This window comes from Pristimantibacillus sp. PTI5 (assembly GCF_048572955.1).
GTDB lineage: Bacteria > Bacillota > Bacilli > Paenibacillales > Paenibacillaceae > Pristimantibacillus.
Window position 1 is genome coordinate 1,513,469 of record NZ_CP183886.1, and the last position, 14,803, is coordinate 1,528,271.

Here is a 14,803-nt window from a genome sequence, read left to right on the forward strand (position 1 = left end):
CAGCCTCCACCGTTTTTCTTGATTATAGCCGGGCGAACGCGTGAAATGTATTGCATTACTGCTTAAAAATGTTGTTATCTTGTTGTGATTTAGTTTCTAACGTTGTGGGCGCTGTGTTCGCTTTAGTAGATAACACAGGCATTGGCATCAAAAAAACATCGCGAAGCCCGCGATGTTTTTTCGTATATTTATAGTCAACTATCTATTATTTCTTATATTTCGCAGTTCTTGCGTCCTGGATCGTTCCGCTCCAGTTCAAGCCGAATGCAAAATCATAAACGTTATTCTCGGAATCCACGTGGCATTCCATATCATGCGCAATGTCCTCCAGCTGCTCCTCGACTGTCTTCATATTAGCCGGCATTTGCATAGGCAGCAGGCCGGAAGGCTCAACGTTGCCGGTCAAAACCTCCATGATCGCCTGATCCTGCACGCCGAAATTAGCAATAATCGCATCGGCTGACGCTTCAAATTCCTCGACAACAGCCGGATTAGCCAGCAGAAGAGAAACGACTACAGGCTTGCCCTTCATTTTCTCCTTCGTATCCAGCACCGCATCTAAATCGCTCGTATTGTGAGCCGTAACGCTTTTGCCTTTATAGGAACGGTTAAGCACATCGCCTTCACGCGGATCGCCTGCCAAACTGTGCTCACGGGCATGCTCAGCCGTGTACGTCTTATACTGGAGACTGATAGGCATGTATCCGTTACCGCCTTGATCGGCATCCTCTTGACTGTAACCAACGCCTGACTTTGGATTGCTAATGAATACGAGAGCAAAATCAGCCGCTTCCGGCTCCTCCGTTACGTTAAAATATTTGCGGACAATATCGAGGTTTACCGGATATTCCATCGTTTCAGGCGTCGGAAAGCCGAACCAGTCTTTCCCAGCCGGGGTATATCTCTTCGGAATAAATACCGTGCTTTTTGCTTGCAGGGGCAGCAGCTTCGCTTTGTTTTTGAGGAGCACAATCGATTTCAGCTGAGCTTCATAGCCTTCTTGCATAAAAGCAGGACTGCCTACGATTTGCGAGCTCTCTTCCACCTGCAGGTAAGGATTCTCGAACAGCCCCAGGCGGAAAATGTTTTTCAGCAAGCGTACCGCCGATTGCTCAAAGCGCTTACGCATAAAGGCTTCGCCATACTCTGCCACTCCCATTTGGTACGCTTCCAGTACAGGTGCAATTTCATTATTCCCGCCAAATTGGTCCACGCCGGCCATTAGCAGCTTGTAATGGCGCTCCGCCACGGATAGGCCTTCCACTCCCCAAGGCTTTCCGCTTAAAAAGGAATCCTTGCTCGGCGTTTCATCTGCCGTAATTAACCAATCCGTGCATACTACGCCGTCATAGCCGTATTTGCCGCGAAGCAAATCCTGAATAAGATACGTGTTGTAGGAGTTGCCCACGTTCTCGCCGTTAACGTCGTCCTGATCAACAGAAATCGTATAATACGGCATCACTGCCGAAGCTTGGCCCGTCTTGCCATCCAGCTTAAAAGCCCCATCCACGAACGGAATCAGATGCTCTTCGAAATTTCCACCCGGATACACGGCATACTTGCCGCAGCCGTAATGCGCATCCCGTCCGGCTTCGCCGGAGCCGCCGCCCGGCCAGTGCTTCACCATCGCGTTTACGCTTTCGTAACCCCAGCCGTCTGCAATTTCATTGTCACCGGTTGAATTCTGAAATCCATCCACATATGCGCGCGCCATATCCGCCGAGAGCCTCGAATCCTCGCCGAAGGTGCCGTTAAAGCGGAACCAGCGCGGATCGGTCGCGATGTCTATTTGCGGTGAAAGTGCGGTGGCAATGCCCAGTGCGCGATATTCCTTGGCTGCGATTTCACCGAATTTCTCCGTTACCTTTGGATCGAAGGTTGCTGCCAGCCCCAGCGTCTCCGGCCACATGGAGATGTGGCCGCCCGAGCCCGCGTTAAATTCCGAGCTGGAATCCGAGCCATGTCTAGGGTCGGAGCTGTTGTTTGCCGGAATGCCAAGTCCCGTTCCTTCCGCAAAGGCCTGTACGGCATTATTCCATCTCGCCGCGGTCTCCGGGGATTGCACCGTCGTAATCAAGACATGCCTAAGATGATCCCGGGCCAGAAATTGCAGCTGCTCATCGGTAAGCTCCCAAGGCTTCGCCCCGCTTTCTTCATAGCTTTTGCCGCCATACGTACTGGCGAACCAGCCATGGGAAGCTGCCGGAATCGATTGATGCCTGCTGTACAGCATCAGCCCCGCGATCTGCTCGACCGACATTTGGGAAGCCAGGTCCATAGCCCGCTCCTCGGGCGACAGACGCCAATCCTCGTATTTGTCCAACGAGCCGTTTTGATTCAAATCCTTGAAGAACAATCCGTCCTGCTTCACAATCTTCACGCCGGATGCAGGGGAGTAACCAAGCGTTGGACCTCCGTCATTGCGAACATAATGTATGCCCTCTTGGAGCTTTTCTTCGGTCATATTCTGTTTCATCGCTATCGTCCTCCCATTTATATAGCCTTATTTTCTTTTTCATCCATTCAATGATAACGTTTACAAAACAATTATAAGCATAACTGCCTATATCCAATAGGCAGCGGCTTGTCGACTTTTATAGTCATTTTTAATGTGTTTTTGTACCTCTTTTAATCAAGCAAATAATTCGAGGTTAAAAAATGACCCATTCGATAAAGGTTTGTTTAATAGAGGGGAATCAGCTCTATCAGAGCCACGACGTGCGGCTCCAGCACCGTATCGAAAGTAAAGCCATGCTCAGCTTCAACCGTTTGCACCGATCGCTCAGGTACCGAAGCCGTCTTGATGTATTCGATATCCTCTGCCGATAACGGCTCCGGGGCACCCATCTCTACCCATATATCATAGGAGCTGCCATGTTTTCGATTAATCCTATGCGTGATCATGCGATATTTCCCATTTGGAATAGCCTTTAGCTCAAAAGCCATTTTCAAAACCTTCTCGTTTTTAAAGCCGTTGTAGCGGTTTGTTTCATCAATAAAGGAGGTATCGCCCAGCGCATACAAATCATCGAAATGGCAATAGTTATACGCGAGCACCTGATACCCGCCGCTGCCAGCGGTCACGATATAGCCTTCCTCGCGCGCAATCAGCCTATCGCCCAGCTTGGCCAGCAAATCATACGCGTACAGGGCTGCCTTCGGAACGCCGTGCTGGGCAATAAGACCAAGTCCGCCGTGGAACAACCGCGGGGATGCAACGGTTTCTTCGATATTATCGCTAAGGACCCAGTAACCGAAGCCTTGAATACCATCGAGATTTTCCACCAGATTTTTCACGATATAAGCCGCTTTATACAAGGTATCATTCGTCAATTCCCTGTGATATGCCGTGGAGTTCCATTCCGTCAAATAAACCTCCCGGTCCGCGAGGCCTTGCTCCTTCAGAAATCCAAGCTCATGGCTGAGCTTCTCCTTCAGGTAATTCGGATTAGGCGAGATACGCCGAAAATGATCCTGTAATTGGCGGTACGGGGCCAGCTGCATCAGCTTGTTCTGCAAGTCGTCCATCATGTCGTCAATATGCTCATGCGGATAAAAATGCAGCGGTATAAAGTCCGGCAAACAGTCGTTTTGTTTGCAGAAGGCGAAAAAAGCTTCGCTAAACGCGAAAGAGCCCAAGGTGATGATTCGGCCGGGAGCCCCGATTTGGAGCCGCGCGGAAATGCTTTTGACCGTTTGGAAAGTTCGTTTATACATCTGCATGTACTCCGCCTCGGTAGCTGGCCAGAAAGCAGGAAACTCCGGTTCATTCCAAAATTCGAACTTCCAGCTTTCCACTTCCGGAGCTCCGTACCGATTCATGCAGTGACGGACGAAATGACTGACCATTTCGCACCATCGGTCCAGCGATTTAGGCGGGCTCGTATAGCTTGCTTTGGAGAAAACCGTATGGCTTGGATCGGCAGCCAGCTTCGAGGGCATAAAACCTAATTCTACGAACGGCTTTAAACCAATGGACAGCAAAAAATCAAACAGCTGGTCTACGAAACGAAAATTATAGCGCGGTTCCCCAGCCTCATCCTCGTCATAAATCATCATGGCATCATCAAAAATACCGTGGAACCTGATATGCGAAAATGGGCATCGCCGCTGTAAGTCACGCAGCTGCCGCTGTACATCGGCATGCAGACCTTCTTTTGCTTTACCGATGGTGATAATCGTTTTCCATGTATGCTTAATCGGCTTGCCGATTGTTTCCATATCCACTTGATGCGTCACCGAATGCAGCGGCTGCACAGGTGCTTGAGAAAAGGACTGGCCGCGCTGCAAATACTGATTAATAATGCCCAAAGCGCTCGATTGGTTGAACGCCAAATAGTTGGAGGACCATTTCTCCTTTTGCTCATAAATGTCAGGCCGGTACTGCTTGCGGTATTCGGTTGGCGTCATCTCGTACCGGTTTTTAAATGCGGCGTAAAAGGACTTGGCGTTTGGAAAACCATGCTGCATAGCCAAATCGGCAATCGGTGTCTCTACATGGTGCAATAGCGCTTCTACCGTATTTTTGAGCCGAATATTCGTCAAATAAGATTGAAAGTTCAATCCGATATTTTCGCTGAAAAACTTCGATAAATAAGGTACCGACAAAAACTCGCGCTCTGCCAGATCCAGAAGAGAGACCGGCTCCCTGTAATGCTCGTCAATAAAGGTAATAATGCGCATCATGCGTTCCATATATTTCTCATTCATGGCGCCGCTTGCCGCTTCCGCCTTGAATTGCTTCATTAATATCGATAAAATACCCAGCATCCTTACCTGCATGTCCAGCTCATACGACTCGCCTTTCTTGTGAATCAGCTGAACCATCTCGGCAAGCAGCTGGCGCATGCGGTCCATGGCTTCTCTTTTGTTTGGGCCCAATTGGCTGGAATGGCAATCGAATTGTATCTGTTCTACCCCGCTGATGTAGGTTTTAAGAAAGGAGAGCGGAATTTGGCAGGTTGCAATGATGTTGAGATCGCGTCCGATGACCTCATGCACATGCCATGAATTGATCACCCGCACGTCACCCTCCGAAAGAACCGCTTTCTCGGCGCCTACGGTTACTTCCAGCTTTCCGCGCAGCACAAAAATAATTTCAAGGCTGTTATGCCAATGGCTGGGCACATAATTCACGCTATGCAGCGAAACGTCAAACGGCAGCATTGTCCCCGTCTCTACCAGCTCGTACATGGAATTACCCATCTGATGCTCCTTTCGGACTTTCCCCTCAATAAATGTACCGGTATATGGTTAATTATAACTCATATCCTTGGCTATGCTCCTGTTTTCAAACCGCTATTGGAAAAAGCCAGCAAGATCATAAAGATGATCTTGCTGGCTTTCATTTTTTAACGATGATTGCGCTTGTTATTTGGAAACCGACTTGAACCATTCATTCACTTCGGTCGTAATTTGGTCGCCGCCGTTTGCTTTCCAATTGGTTACGAAGCTGTCAAAAGCATCGATCGGCAATTTGCCGTAAATGATTTTGTTGAACGTCTCCAGCTCGGATTGACGAAGCAGGCTCCATTTTGAAATCATCGTTGGCGTCGCTGCTCCAGTAAAGAAGTTTTGCTTGCGGATATCGATCTGCGACATCACGACTTTGGCGGAATACCAGTTTTCCGGTTTACGGAATTCGGCAGTCTGCTTCTCGTAAGGCGTTTCCGGTGCCGCGCCGTCTGCAAGCTTAACCAGTGTTTTCATATAAAGGTCTGGGATACGGGCCGGACCGGTAATAAAGGCAAACTCATTGTTAAAGTCTTTGATTTTGTCTTTGTTGTTGGTCGGTTGACCGTCCACTTCATCCCAGTCATACCCTTTGGCAAAACCGTATTCGAATTGGCTTCCTGCTGCAGGGTTAGCCAAATTATCGAGCAGGTAATTGTAATACAGGAAGAACGCTTCCGGATGCTCGGCATCCTTGTTAATCATAAAGCTGCTGTTTACGCCTGAATTTTGCCATTTCGTACCGATTAGGCCGTCAGGACCTGCCGGGATCGGATATGCTTTGTATTTAGAGCCTTTTACGTTTTTGAGCAGATCCGGTGCCGGCCAGTCTGGCACCCAGTTTGCGCCCGGCAGAACGCCCGCTTTTCCGTTTGTCCAAATTTCGGCTGTTTTGCCTTCGTCCCACAAAGCGGCATCCGGATGAATATAGCCTTTTTCCATCCATTCCTTCAGCTTGGCGAGTGCTTGCTTCGCTCCCGGGTTCACAGAGCCGTACTCGAGATTGCCGTTCGCATCCTTATTCCATTGCTCTTCCACCGTGCCGTATGCGCCATAAAGCCAGTCGAGCGAGCCCATCCACGTGTTCGTGTTGTTTTTCAAAGAAATCGCGAGCGGATAAACGTCACTAGGAGCGAGTCCGTCCGGATTCTGGTTTTTAAATTTGTCCAAAATGTTTTCAAGGTCCGCAATCGTTTTAGGAGCTTCCAGGTTCAGCTTCTCCATCCAATCCTCGCGCAGCCACAAAAGCGTGTCATCATTGTCGGTATATTCTAAAATCGGCACGTTCCACTTCTTGCCGTCCTTCGTGAAGGGATACCATAATTCCGGATGCTGCGCGGCATGGTCCTTCCAGGTTTGGTTGGCATATTTATCAAACAGCTCGTCGATCGGCAAAAATTGTCCGGAATCGATCAGCTGATTCGTCAAAATCGGGTCAGTCGGCACAAAGACGAAATCCGGAAGTTTCTCGCCGGAGGCTATCGCCAGCTGAAGCTTCTGCTTGTATTGGTCGTTGCCTGCCGGGTACCAAGTATCCTTATGCTTCATGCCGAACTGCTCCAGCATCCAGCGGTCGTGGACATTGTTTTCCTTGGTGTCGCCATTGGTATACTTTCGCGGCATGATGACCGTGCTGATTTCAATCGGCGGATCGTATTTGCCTTTTGCAAACGCGGCATCTGAATCGGACTCAGCGGCTGTATTCGTCGCGGTATTCTCTGTGCCTTTATTCTCGTTCTTGCCGGTATTTCCGCTGCAAGCACTTACGATGAAGGCCATAGCGATGAGCAGCACCCATGCTTTTCTCAGTTTATTCATGTTTCAGTCCCCTTTGAAGTAAGATGATCACATAAGCTACTTTACCAAGCAGCAGGGGAGGGCATCTATATGACTTTGTTAGTTTCCATAGGACTCTGTCATGTTGTTAGGAGCCATTCCGATAGTCCTGCGGCGTTACTCCAAACTGTCGTTTGAACACCTTGATGAAGTACGCCGGCTCCAAATATCCAATTTCCGCGCTGATTTCATACACCTTTTTGTCGGTCGTTTTCAGCAAATGGCAGGCCCGCTCCATGCGAAGACGGGACACGTAATCGCTGATTCCTTCGCCGGTTTCGATTTTATAGATTTTGGATAAATGCGTCGTATGCAGGTTCACATGATCGGCAAGCGCGCGCAATGACACGTCCAGGTGAAGGTTTTTTTCCGTAAACGCCTGCACCTTCTTCACATAATGGGAACGGATGTCGTTCACCTCATTGGCTGTTCCCGCTTTTAGCTTGCCAAGACCCGTAATAGACCAGTGGCGAAGCTTGCTGATGGAGGTGAAAGCTTCCCCACTTTGCAAAAACTCCATGTCCTCCCCTAACAGCTTGGCCAGCGAAAAACCGTTTCGATGGGCATAGTGGGTAAATGCCGACGCGATCAGAAAGCCTGCCTCCATGCAATGCTCCCAGGAATCGGACCATTTGAGATCAAGCTCCGCGAACACCTGCTGCAGCTTTTCCTCCACGGCATCCCAGCGTCCGGCCTCCAGCAGATTGTTCAAAGACGGCGGGCTGTGGATCGCATCCAAAGCTCCCTCGGATGCCGTTTGCTCCAGATCGCTGACGCGCATAACGAATTCGCGCTCATCCCCGACAATTTGGCGGAAGGAAGCGGCAGCCTTCCGGTACACATCAGCAAGCTGCTCCGGGAAACGGAACGTCTCGGTGATTACGATCGAAAGCGAGCCTTTCAAAAACTGTTTGACTTTGGCCTGCAGCTGCACGGCCAGCTTCTCCAGCAGCATTTCCTTCTTGACTGCCGGGTCGTCTCCCTTGAACTGAAGCAGGAAAGCCAAGTAGCCATGCTCCTCCCTGACCCCCCAAACCTCCGTAAACTCGCCGAAAATTTCTTCCGCAATGTTGATTATCGCATATTCCATCAGCTGCTGGCCGTTGTTGCGGTACTGCCCGAACTCCTCCTCCAAACGGACGAGCAGCAGCGCGCAATCCCCGAACCGGATCGGCAAATGGTAATTTTCCAGCTTTCTGCTCCACTCGTCGGCGGGAAACCTCGTTCCGCGCAGCGCATCAAGCAGCAGCTGTCCCCGCAGAAGCGGAAGGTTCTCCCGCAGCGTGTATTCCGTACGTTCATGAGAGCTGATGCTCTCCCATTCCGCTTTCAATTGTTCGATCGCCTTCTTGACTGCTCCGAACAATTCTTGATCGGTCGGCGGTTTCAGCAAGTATTCAATGGCTTGATGCCGCACGGCCTCCTTCGCATATTCAAAATCCGAATGCCCGGATAAAATGATACATTTGATTCTCTTATCGCTGGCTCGGATTTTCTCTATGAGCTCTATCCCTGTCATTTCAGGCATTAAAATATCGGATATGATAATATCAATCGGCTGGGTCGCTATAATTTGCAGCGCTTCCTGCGCGGAATAAGCTTTATGGACCTGTTCAATACCTAGCGTATGCCAAGGCTTGTGCATCGATAAATTATCTACCCAGTGGGCTTCATCATCTACTATGATCATTTGCATGTAATGGATCTCCTTGTATGTTGGGATGATAGCGCTTCTCTTCTTCAATGGGCATTTGCCATATGATTTCGGTTCGGAAGCCTCCTAGAGGCGATTTGGTAAAATGCAGATAAGACCCATCTCCGAACTGATGCATTATTCGCTGATTCGTATTCCAAAGGCCGCAGCCCATTTCCTCCTGCAGCGGCTCCTTCATTTTCCGGATAAGCGCGTCCTGCTGCTCCGGATTCATGCCGGGACCGTCGTCATCGATGTATATTTTGCACAGGCCTCCCGAAACCTCGCCCCGGATGCGAATTTCTCCCGATGAATAAGACTTGCCTACGCCATGAATGACGGCATTCTCTACGACGGGCTGGATCAGCAAGCGCGGGACCTGCTGCTTCAGCATCTCTTTCGGGATATCGATCGTGTAGTAAATTCTTTCGTTGCGCAGCTTCTGAATGTCCAAATAATTGACGATCAGCTTGATTTCTTCCTCCACGGAGCCGGTTTGCCGCTCCATTCGAGTCGTATAACGGTAATAAGCGCTTAAATTATAAGCCATCGATACGACCGCCTCCTCCTCCTTCATCTGGGCCATATTAATAATATAGCCTAGGCAGTTATAGAGAAAATGGGGATTAATCTGCGCCTGCAGCTGCTTCAGCGTCGCTTCCCTTGCCCGCAGCTTCTCGCCGAGCACCTTCTCGACCAGATCCTGGATTTGCCGCGACATTTCATTGAACCGGTAAAAGAGAAAAGCAAACTCGTTGTTGACATTCTCTTTGATCTGTACCGAAAAATCTCCGCGCTGCACGCTCTGCAAGCCGCGAATCAGCTTGATGATCGGACGCTGCACGTTCCGGTAAAGCAGCACGGATGCGGATATCCCGACCGCAAACAGCAAAGCCATCGACAAATAAAAGAGATTCCGGCTAAACGATATCGGTCCGAGCATCTGGTCCAGCGGCACGATATCGACCAAATACCAATTCAGCTGCGGCGATTTCACCGCGCTTACCAAATAGTTTTTACTGTCCAAGCGGACGACCTCCTGCTCGGTTCCCTCAAGCTGCCTGTCATCCAGGAAACCAACCAGCTCCCTAGCCAATTCCTTGGATGCGCTTCGATTCAGGATCGGCGCCTCGCCTTTTCGGTAAAAGATCGGATCCCCTTGTCCCCCCGCTTTATATGTATCCAGCATATTCTCGATATTCTCATGGCCGAAGCTCGCATGCACAACTAGATTGCTGCCTTTAAGCGCGCCTTGATGGCCGAAGGAATCGGTATAAAACCAATGGAATGATTTTTGGTCATCGGGCACGCTCGCCCTGCCGTCGCCGTATGTCCATTCCCCCGTCATATTGTTATTCAAATATGCTTCGTCGTATTTGACCGTATCCTTATTGTTGGATATCGCTTCTTTGTTTTGCTGCGAATAAACCGTATACGTAACCGGCCAAATGGTCGTTATGCCCGACTGCAGCATCATCTTCTCCTGCACGACGTATTTGGTCTGCATCCGGTCATAAAGATCGTCCCAAATATTTAACCCGTTGAACTTCTCGACATTAGGATCCTTCGAGAACGTAATGACGAAATCGACCGTCTGATTGATCCGCGAATCAATTTGGCTGGACAAAAAGGAAAGCTGCTTTATGTTGGAAGCCCGAAGTTCCTTGCTGATGATACTCGTTGCAATCTCGTTGGAATAAGTGAACAGAATAATGATTGGAATAAATAAGACCAGTATCAAAATATTCATTTTGGCAAAAAGGCTGTACCTCGGCCCCATCTTCTTTTTCACGTACGCTGCGCTTTGGCGTAGTACCATTGTTCGATCCCCCCGGCTGATCTGCCTAACAAAAACCTATGAATCCTAACATTGTCTTATAGTTTCGTGCGGATGCACTTTGTTACTATTTATATCAGGGTTTCAAGTGTTACACAAATATGATTTTACGGAAAGGGAGAATTATGGACTCTAATACCCTATTGCAACCAAACCCTAAAGCTGCCCAAAAAACGCAAAAAAACAGCGGCTACAAGCAGCCGTGGATGCTGCATTTGATGGTGCTTCCAGCAGTGCTGCTGGTTTTCATTTTTGCTTATCTTCCTATGTCCGGGCTTGTCATGGCGTTTCAGGATTACAAGGCCGGACTCGGCATATCCGGCTCGCCGTGGGTCGGACTCAAACATTTCCGCTACATGCTCGAGAATGAGTATTTTCTGCAAATTACGTGGAATACGCTATTTTTTGCCTGCTCCAAGATCATTATGAACTTGATCGTTCCGTTTATTTTCGCCTTGCTGCTTAACGAGGTACGGAACATGGGGCTCAAAAGATCGATCCAAACGCTCGTCTATTTGCCTCACTTTCTTTCTTGGGTTACGCTCTCCGGCATTCTGATCGACGTGCTTGCCCAGACCGGACTGATCAACCAGTTCCTGTCGAGTGTATTCGGCATCAAGCCGATTTTCTTCCTCGGCGACGGCTTCTGGTTCCGGTTCACGATTATTTTCAGCGATGTATGGAAGGAATTCGGCTTTAACACGATTATCATTCTCGCGGCGCTTGCCGGCATTAATCCGGCTTTATACGAAGCGGCCGAGGTCGACGGGGCGAACCGGATCAAGCAAACGATGCATATTACGATACCGGCGCTTATCCCAATTCTCATCGTGGTCGCGACGCTCGCGCTCGGCAACGTGCTTAACGCCAACTTCGACCAAGTGTTCAACCTATACAGCCCGCTCATCTATCAGCAGGGTGATATTATTGATACCTTCGTGTACCGTGAAGGCTTGCTTAGTGGACAATTCAGCTTTGCAACGGCTGTCGGCTTCTTCAAATCCTTGATCAGCTTAATCCTGATCGTTATCTCCTACCGTCTTGCCTATAAATTCGCCGGCTACAGGATCTTCTAGAAAGGGTGACTGCTCATGTATCACAAAACCATGTCTTACCGCATATTCAGCCTCTTCAACAATGTGCTGCTCACCGTCATCTCGGTTATCTGTCTGCTGCCGTTGTACCATTTGCTGATGGTGTCCTTAAGCTCGTCCGCTCCGGCTAACGCCGGACTTGTCACCTTTTGGCCGGTTGGCTTCACCTTCGAGGCTTACTCCAAAACCTTCGAGAACGCCAACTTTTTGTCTTCCCTTTGGGTATCGTTGCAGCGGACCGTTCTCGGGACGGCGCTTGCCATGGCCGTAAACGCCGTGGCCGCCTATGCCCTCTCCAAAGAAACACGCATCTTCCGGGCGCGGAACATCTATTTATGGTATTTCGTCGTGACGATGCTTTTCAGCGGCGGATTGATTCCGGGCTATATTCTCATTCTCAAGCTTGGCCTGATGAACACGCTGATGGCGCTAATTCTTCCAGTCACGGTATCCGTATATAACGTAATTCTGCTGCTCAATTTCTTCCGTACCGTGCCGAAAGAGCTGGAAGAGGCAGCCTTTATTGACGGCGCGAGCCACTTAAGAAGCTTTATCTCGATTTACCTGCCGATCTCCATGCCGGCCATTGCGACGATTTCATTGTTTACGATGGTTATGCATTGGAACGCTTATTTCGACGGCTTGATCTATATCAAGGAATCGATGGATCTTCCGCTTGCCAGCTTCCTGCAGACCGTTATCGTACAGGCGGATATGAGCAAGTTCGATCCGTCGATCGTCGCGAACAAATCCCAGCGTACGCTCCGGGCTTCGCAAATCTTCATCGGCGCCCTGCCGATTCTGCTCGTTTATCCGATCCTGCAGCGCTACTTTGTCAAAGGGATCGTTATCGGCGCGGTAAAAGAATAACGGCCGGCTGTAGGAGCAGCAGCTCCGCTACTATCACAGCGACCTCACTCATTACAGCGATGCCGGCAACTTCACCGCCTTTGTTGGACCGAACAGCCGGCAGACGACTGCGCTGGCATTCAAATTAGTTAAATAGCAGGGAACACAAACAACCAACATGCCTTTGGAGCACGCTGGTTGTTTTATTTTTGCATTTATCGTTAGAAATCGAGATGATTATGTTTCATCTTGCTTCTACTGCTTTGTTTGTACTGCTTTGTTTGTACTGCTTTGTTTGTACTGCTTCGTTTGTACTGCTTTGTTTCTCCGTCCAATCAATTAGCTGGAATTTCTCCAGTTAAATGACCGCACTTTAGTCCACGATTTAGATTAGTTGGATTTTCTCCTGCTAATTAAGTGGTTTCTGCTCCATCCCTACTTCTCTATCCCCACTGCTCCATCCTACTTCCCAGTCCACCTGCTTTGTTTCTACTCCTAAGTCCCTCCTCACTTCGCCATCCAATCAATTAGCTGGAATTTCTCCAGTTAAATGACCGCACTGCAGTCCACGATTTAGATTAGATGGATTTTCTCCTGTTAATTCGGTGGTTTTCGCCAGTATCAATGGTTTAGTTGAGATTAGATGGAGTAATTCCATCTAATTGCTTGAAATCGTCATTTCTCCTCAATTTAACGGGAGAAATTCCAGCTAAATCATATGAATAGCACAAACGAGAGGATGGAGCGAGGCAGGAGGGAAAGGTTTGGTACACGAGGGAAACAGCGTTCGCCCCCCCCGATTTTTTCCTTATTAAATGCGGTACTTTCCTTAAAACGGGGAGAGGAAATCAGCGGCCGAAAATTCTCACCCTCTCCGTTGTAGCGGCAACACGAAAGCAAGCGCTACATGTGATTTACAGCATCACACTTATTCGGCTTATCCCGCTTCCGCTTTTCCCTTTTTCTCATACACCCGGTATAAAACCAAACCAAACAACATGCCGGCAAAAGACATCGCCGCTATCGTTAGATACAGCGTTTTGGCACCGAACAAACCATAGATCGAGCCTCCTAAATAGGATGCGAGAATGCCTGATACGCCGAAGAAAAGCAGCGCCAGCACCGTCTGCCCCGTAGCCCGCCACTCCACCGGCACGATCCGGTACAGATATTGAATCGCCGCGGAATAAAAGACCGGGAACGTCAGCAGCTGCAGGATTTGCAAATACGCTAACATATGCGGATCGGTAATCCACGCCGAGATGAAAAACCGGATGAAGAAAAACGCAGACGAAATCGATATTAGCAGCATTTCCTTTCCCTTGCGCAGCCACCAGAAGCTTAAAGCAAATACCAATATCTCACTTCCTGCCGCCAAAAAGAAAGCCAATCCGACCAGCTCGGGACTCCCGCCCAGCTCCCGGATGTAAATGCCGAGAAACGTATCGTTCATCCGCGCCGGAACCGAGCAAACAAAGATAAGCACGAGAAACATCAGCGTTTCTTTATTGCTTATGAAACGCTTCAAGCTGCTTAAAGTGACGGGTTTGCCTGTAACCGGCACATCCGGCATCAGCCAGCTTACGACTAAACTGATGACACCAATGGCAGCAAAGAGCATGGCGAGACTACCCGCTCCGAAATAAGACATCACGTAACCCGTGAGCAGCGAAGTGACAGCGTATCCCAAGGCACCATACGTACGGATCGAGCCATAGCTGACGCCGGAAGCCTCGGATATCGAGAAGTTGAGGCTTTCCGTTAACGGATCGATCGGCATCAGGAAAAAATACATCAGCATCGCAAACAAAATAAGCAAAATAAAATGACTGGAGCTGTAGAGCGCATAACCGAGTATGCTGGATAAAACAAGCAGCAGCAGCAATATTTTGCGAATGGTCTTCATTCTATCGCTAATCATTCCCCAAAGCGGCTGGGTGATGATCGTAACAAAACCCCCTGTACCGATGATGAAGCCAATTTGCGCCGGTTGTAAGCCTTGTTCATCCAAATAGACAGGCAGGAATGTAATAAACATGGAAAGTAAGGCAAAGTACAGAAAGTTAAAACTTCGTAATAATCTTAGTGCTTGCATCTTCTTAAAGGCTCCTCGCAATTTATTAAATCAGCAGTAACCTTTACGTTTATATCGATGAGGATGCCGATTAATTTTGTTTAGTATAACAGATTAGCCGTCAATCTCTAACTATTCGCAGGCGGCAAGAAATCAAATGAAGTTGCATTGAGGCATTTACCATAATA

Annotated in this window: 8 protein-coding genes; 2 read left to right on the forward strand and 6 right to left on the reverse strand. The window is 48.9% G+C overall.

What is annotated here, in order from left to right:
* Positions 1 to 205: 205 nt before the first annotated feature.
* From ACN6MW_RS06985 to ACN6MW_RS07005, 5 genes are all read right to left on the reverse strand, one after another.
* Positions 206 to 2,476, reverse strand: a complete 2,271-nt coding sequence (locus ACN6MW_RS06985) for a glycoside hydrolase family 3 N-terminal domain-containing protein (RefSeq protein ID WP_419874813.1) — start codon at positions 2,474 to 2,476, stop codon at positions 206 to 208.
* A 206-nt stretch (positions 2,477 to 2,682) separates the two neighbouring features.
* Positions 2,683 to 5,205: a GH39 family glycosyl hydrolase gene (locus tag ACN6MW_RS06990; RefSeq protein ID WP_419874814.1), complete on the reverse strand. Its 2,523-nt coding sequence runs from the start codon at positions 5,203 to 5,205 to the stop codon at positions 2,683 to 2,685.
* A gap of 165 nt (positions 5,206 to 5,370) precedes the next feature.
* Positions 5,371 to 7,050, reverse strand: coding sequence for an ABC transporter substrate-binding protein (locus ACN6MW_RS06995; protein WP_419874815.1), 1,680 nt, complete (start codon positions 7,048 to 7,050; stop codon positions 5,371 to 5,373).
* Positions 7,051 to 7,156: 106 nt separating this feature from the next.
* Complete coding sequence (locus ACN6MW_RS07000) at positions 7,157 to 8,764, reverse strand: response regulator (RefSeq protein ID WP_419874816.1); 1,608 nt, start codon at positions 8,762 to 8,764, stop codon at positions 7,157 to 7,159.
* Complete coding sequence (locus ACN6MW_RS07005; RefSeq protein WP_419874817.1) at positions 8,742 to 10,580, reverse strand: sensor histidine kinase; 1,839 nt, start codon at positions 10,578 to 10,580, stop codon at positions 8,742 to 8,744. The genes ACN6MW_RS07000 and ACN6MW_RS07005 overlap by 23 nt, the downstream gene beginning before the upstream one ends.
* A gap of 143 nt (positions 10,581 to 10,723) precedes the next feature.
* On the opposite strand from ACN6MW_RS07005, the gene ACN6MW_RS07010 reads away from it, so the two are divergent.
* Together ACN6MW_RS07010 and ACN6MW_RS07015 are read left to right on the forward strand one after the other, a co-directional pair.
* Positions 10,724 to 11,674, forward strand: coding sequence for an ABC transporter permease (locus ACN6MW_RS07010; RefSeq protein WP_419874818.1), 951 nt, complete (start codon positions 10,724 to 10,726; stop codon positions 11,672 to 11,674).
* 15 nt (positions 11,675 to 11,689) lie between these two features.
* Positions 11,690 to 12,562, forward strand: a complete 873-nt coding sequence (locus ACN6MW_RS07015) for a carbohydrate ABC transporter permease (RefSeq protein WP_419874819.1) — start codon at positions 11,690 to 11,692, stop codon at positions 12,560 to 12,562.
* A gap of 916 nt (positions 12,563 to 13,478) precedes the next feature.
* Here ACN6MW_RS07015 and ACN6MW_RS07020 read toward each other — a convergent pair.
* Positions 13,479 to 14,636 carry an MFS transporter gene (locus tag ACN6MW_RS07020; RefSeq protein ID WP_419874820.1) on the reverse strand — a complete coding sequence of 386 codons (1,158 nt, stop codon included), beginning with the start codon at positions 14,634 to 14,636 and terminating at the stop codon, positions 13,479 to 13,481.
* Between the last annotated feature and the right edge of the window lie 167 nt (positions 14,637 to 14,803).

What these genes read in the sequence shown, in the direction of transcription:
- ACN6MW_RS07020 (WP_419874820.1), bottom strand. Translation starts at nt 14,636, where the DNA reads ATGCAAGCACTAAGATTATTACGAAGTTTTAACTTTCTGTACTTTGCC.
- ACN6MW_RS06990 (WP_419874814.1), bottom strand. Translation starts at nt 5,205, where the DNA reads ATGGGTAATTCCATGTACGAGCTGGTAGAGACGGGGACAATGCTGCCG.
- ACN6MW_RS07010 (WP_419874818.1), top strand. Translation starts at nt 10,724, where the DNA reads ATGGACTCTAATACCCTATTGCAACCAAACCCTAAAGCTGCCCAAAAA.
- ACN6MW_RS07015 (WP_419874819.1), top strand. Translation starts at nt 11,690, where the DNA reads ATGTATCACAAAACCATGTCTTACCGCATATTCAGCCTCTTCAACAAT.
- ACN6MW_RS06985 (WP_419874813.1), bottom strand. Translation starts at nt 2,476, where the DNA reads ATGAAACAGAATATGACCGAAGAAAAGCTCCAAGAGGGCATACATTAT.
- ACN6MW_RS07000 (WP_419874816.1), bottom strand. Translation starts at nt 8,764, where the DNA reads ATGCAAATGATCATAGTAGATGATGAAGCCCACTGGGTAGATAATTTA.
- ACN6MW_RS06995 (WP_419874815.1), bottom strand. Translation starts at nt 7,050, where the DNA reads ATGAATAAACTGAGAAAAGCATGGGTGCTGCTCATCGCTATGGCCTTC.
- ACN6MW_RS07005 (WP_419874817.1), bottom strand. Translation starts at nt 10,580, where the DNA reads ATGGTACTACGCCAAAGCGCAGCGTACGTGAAAAAGAAGATGGGGCCG.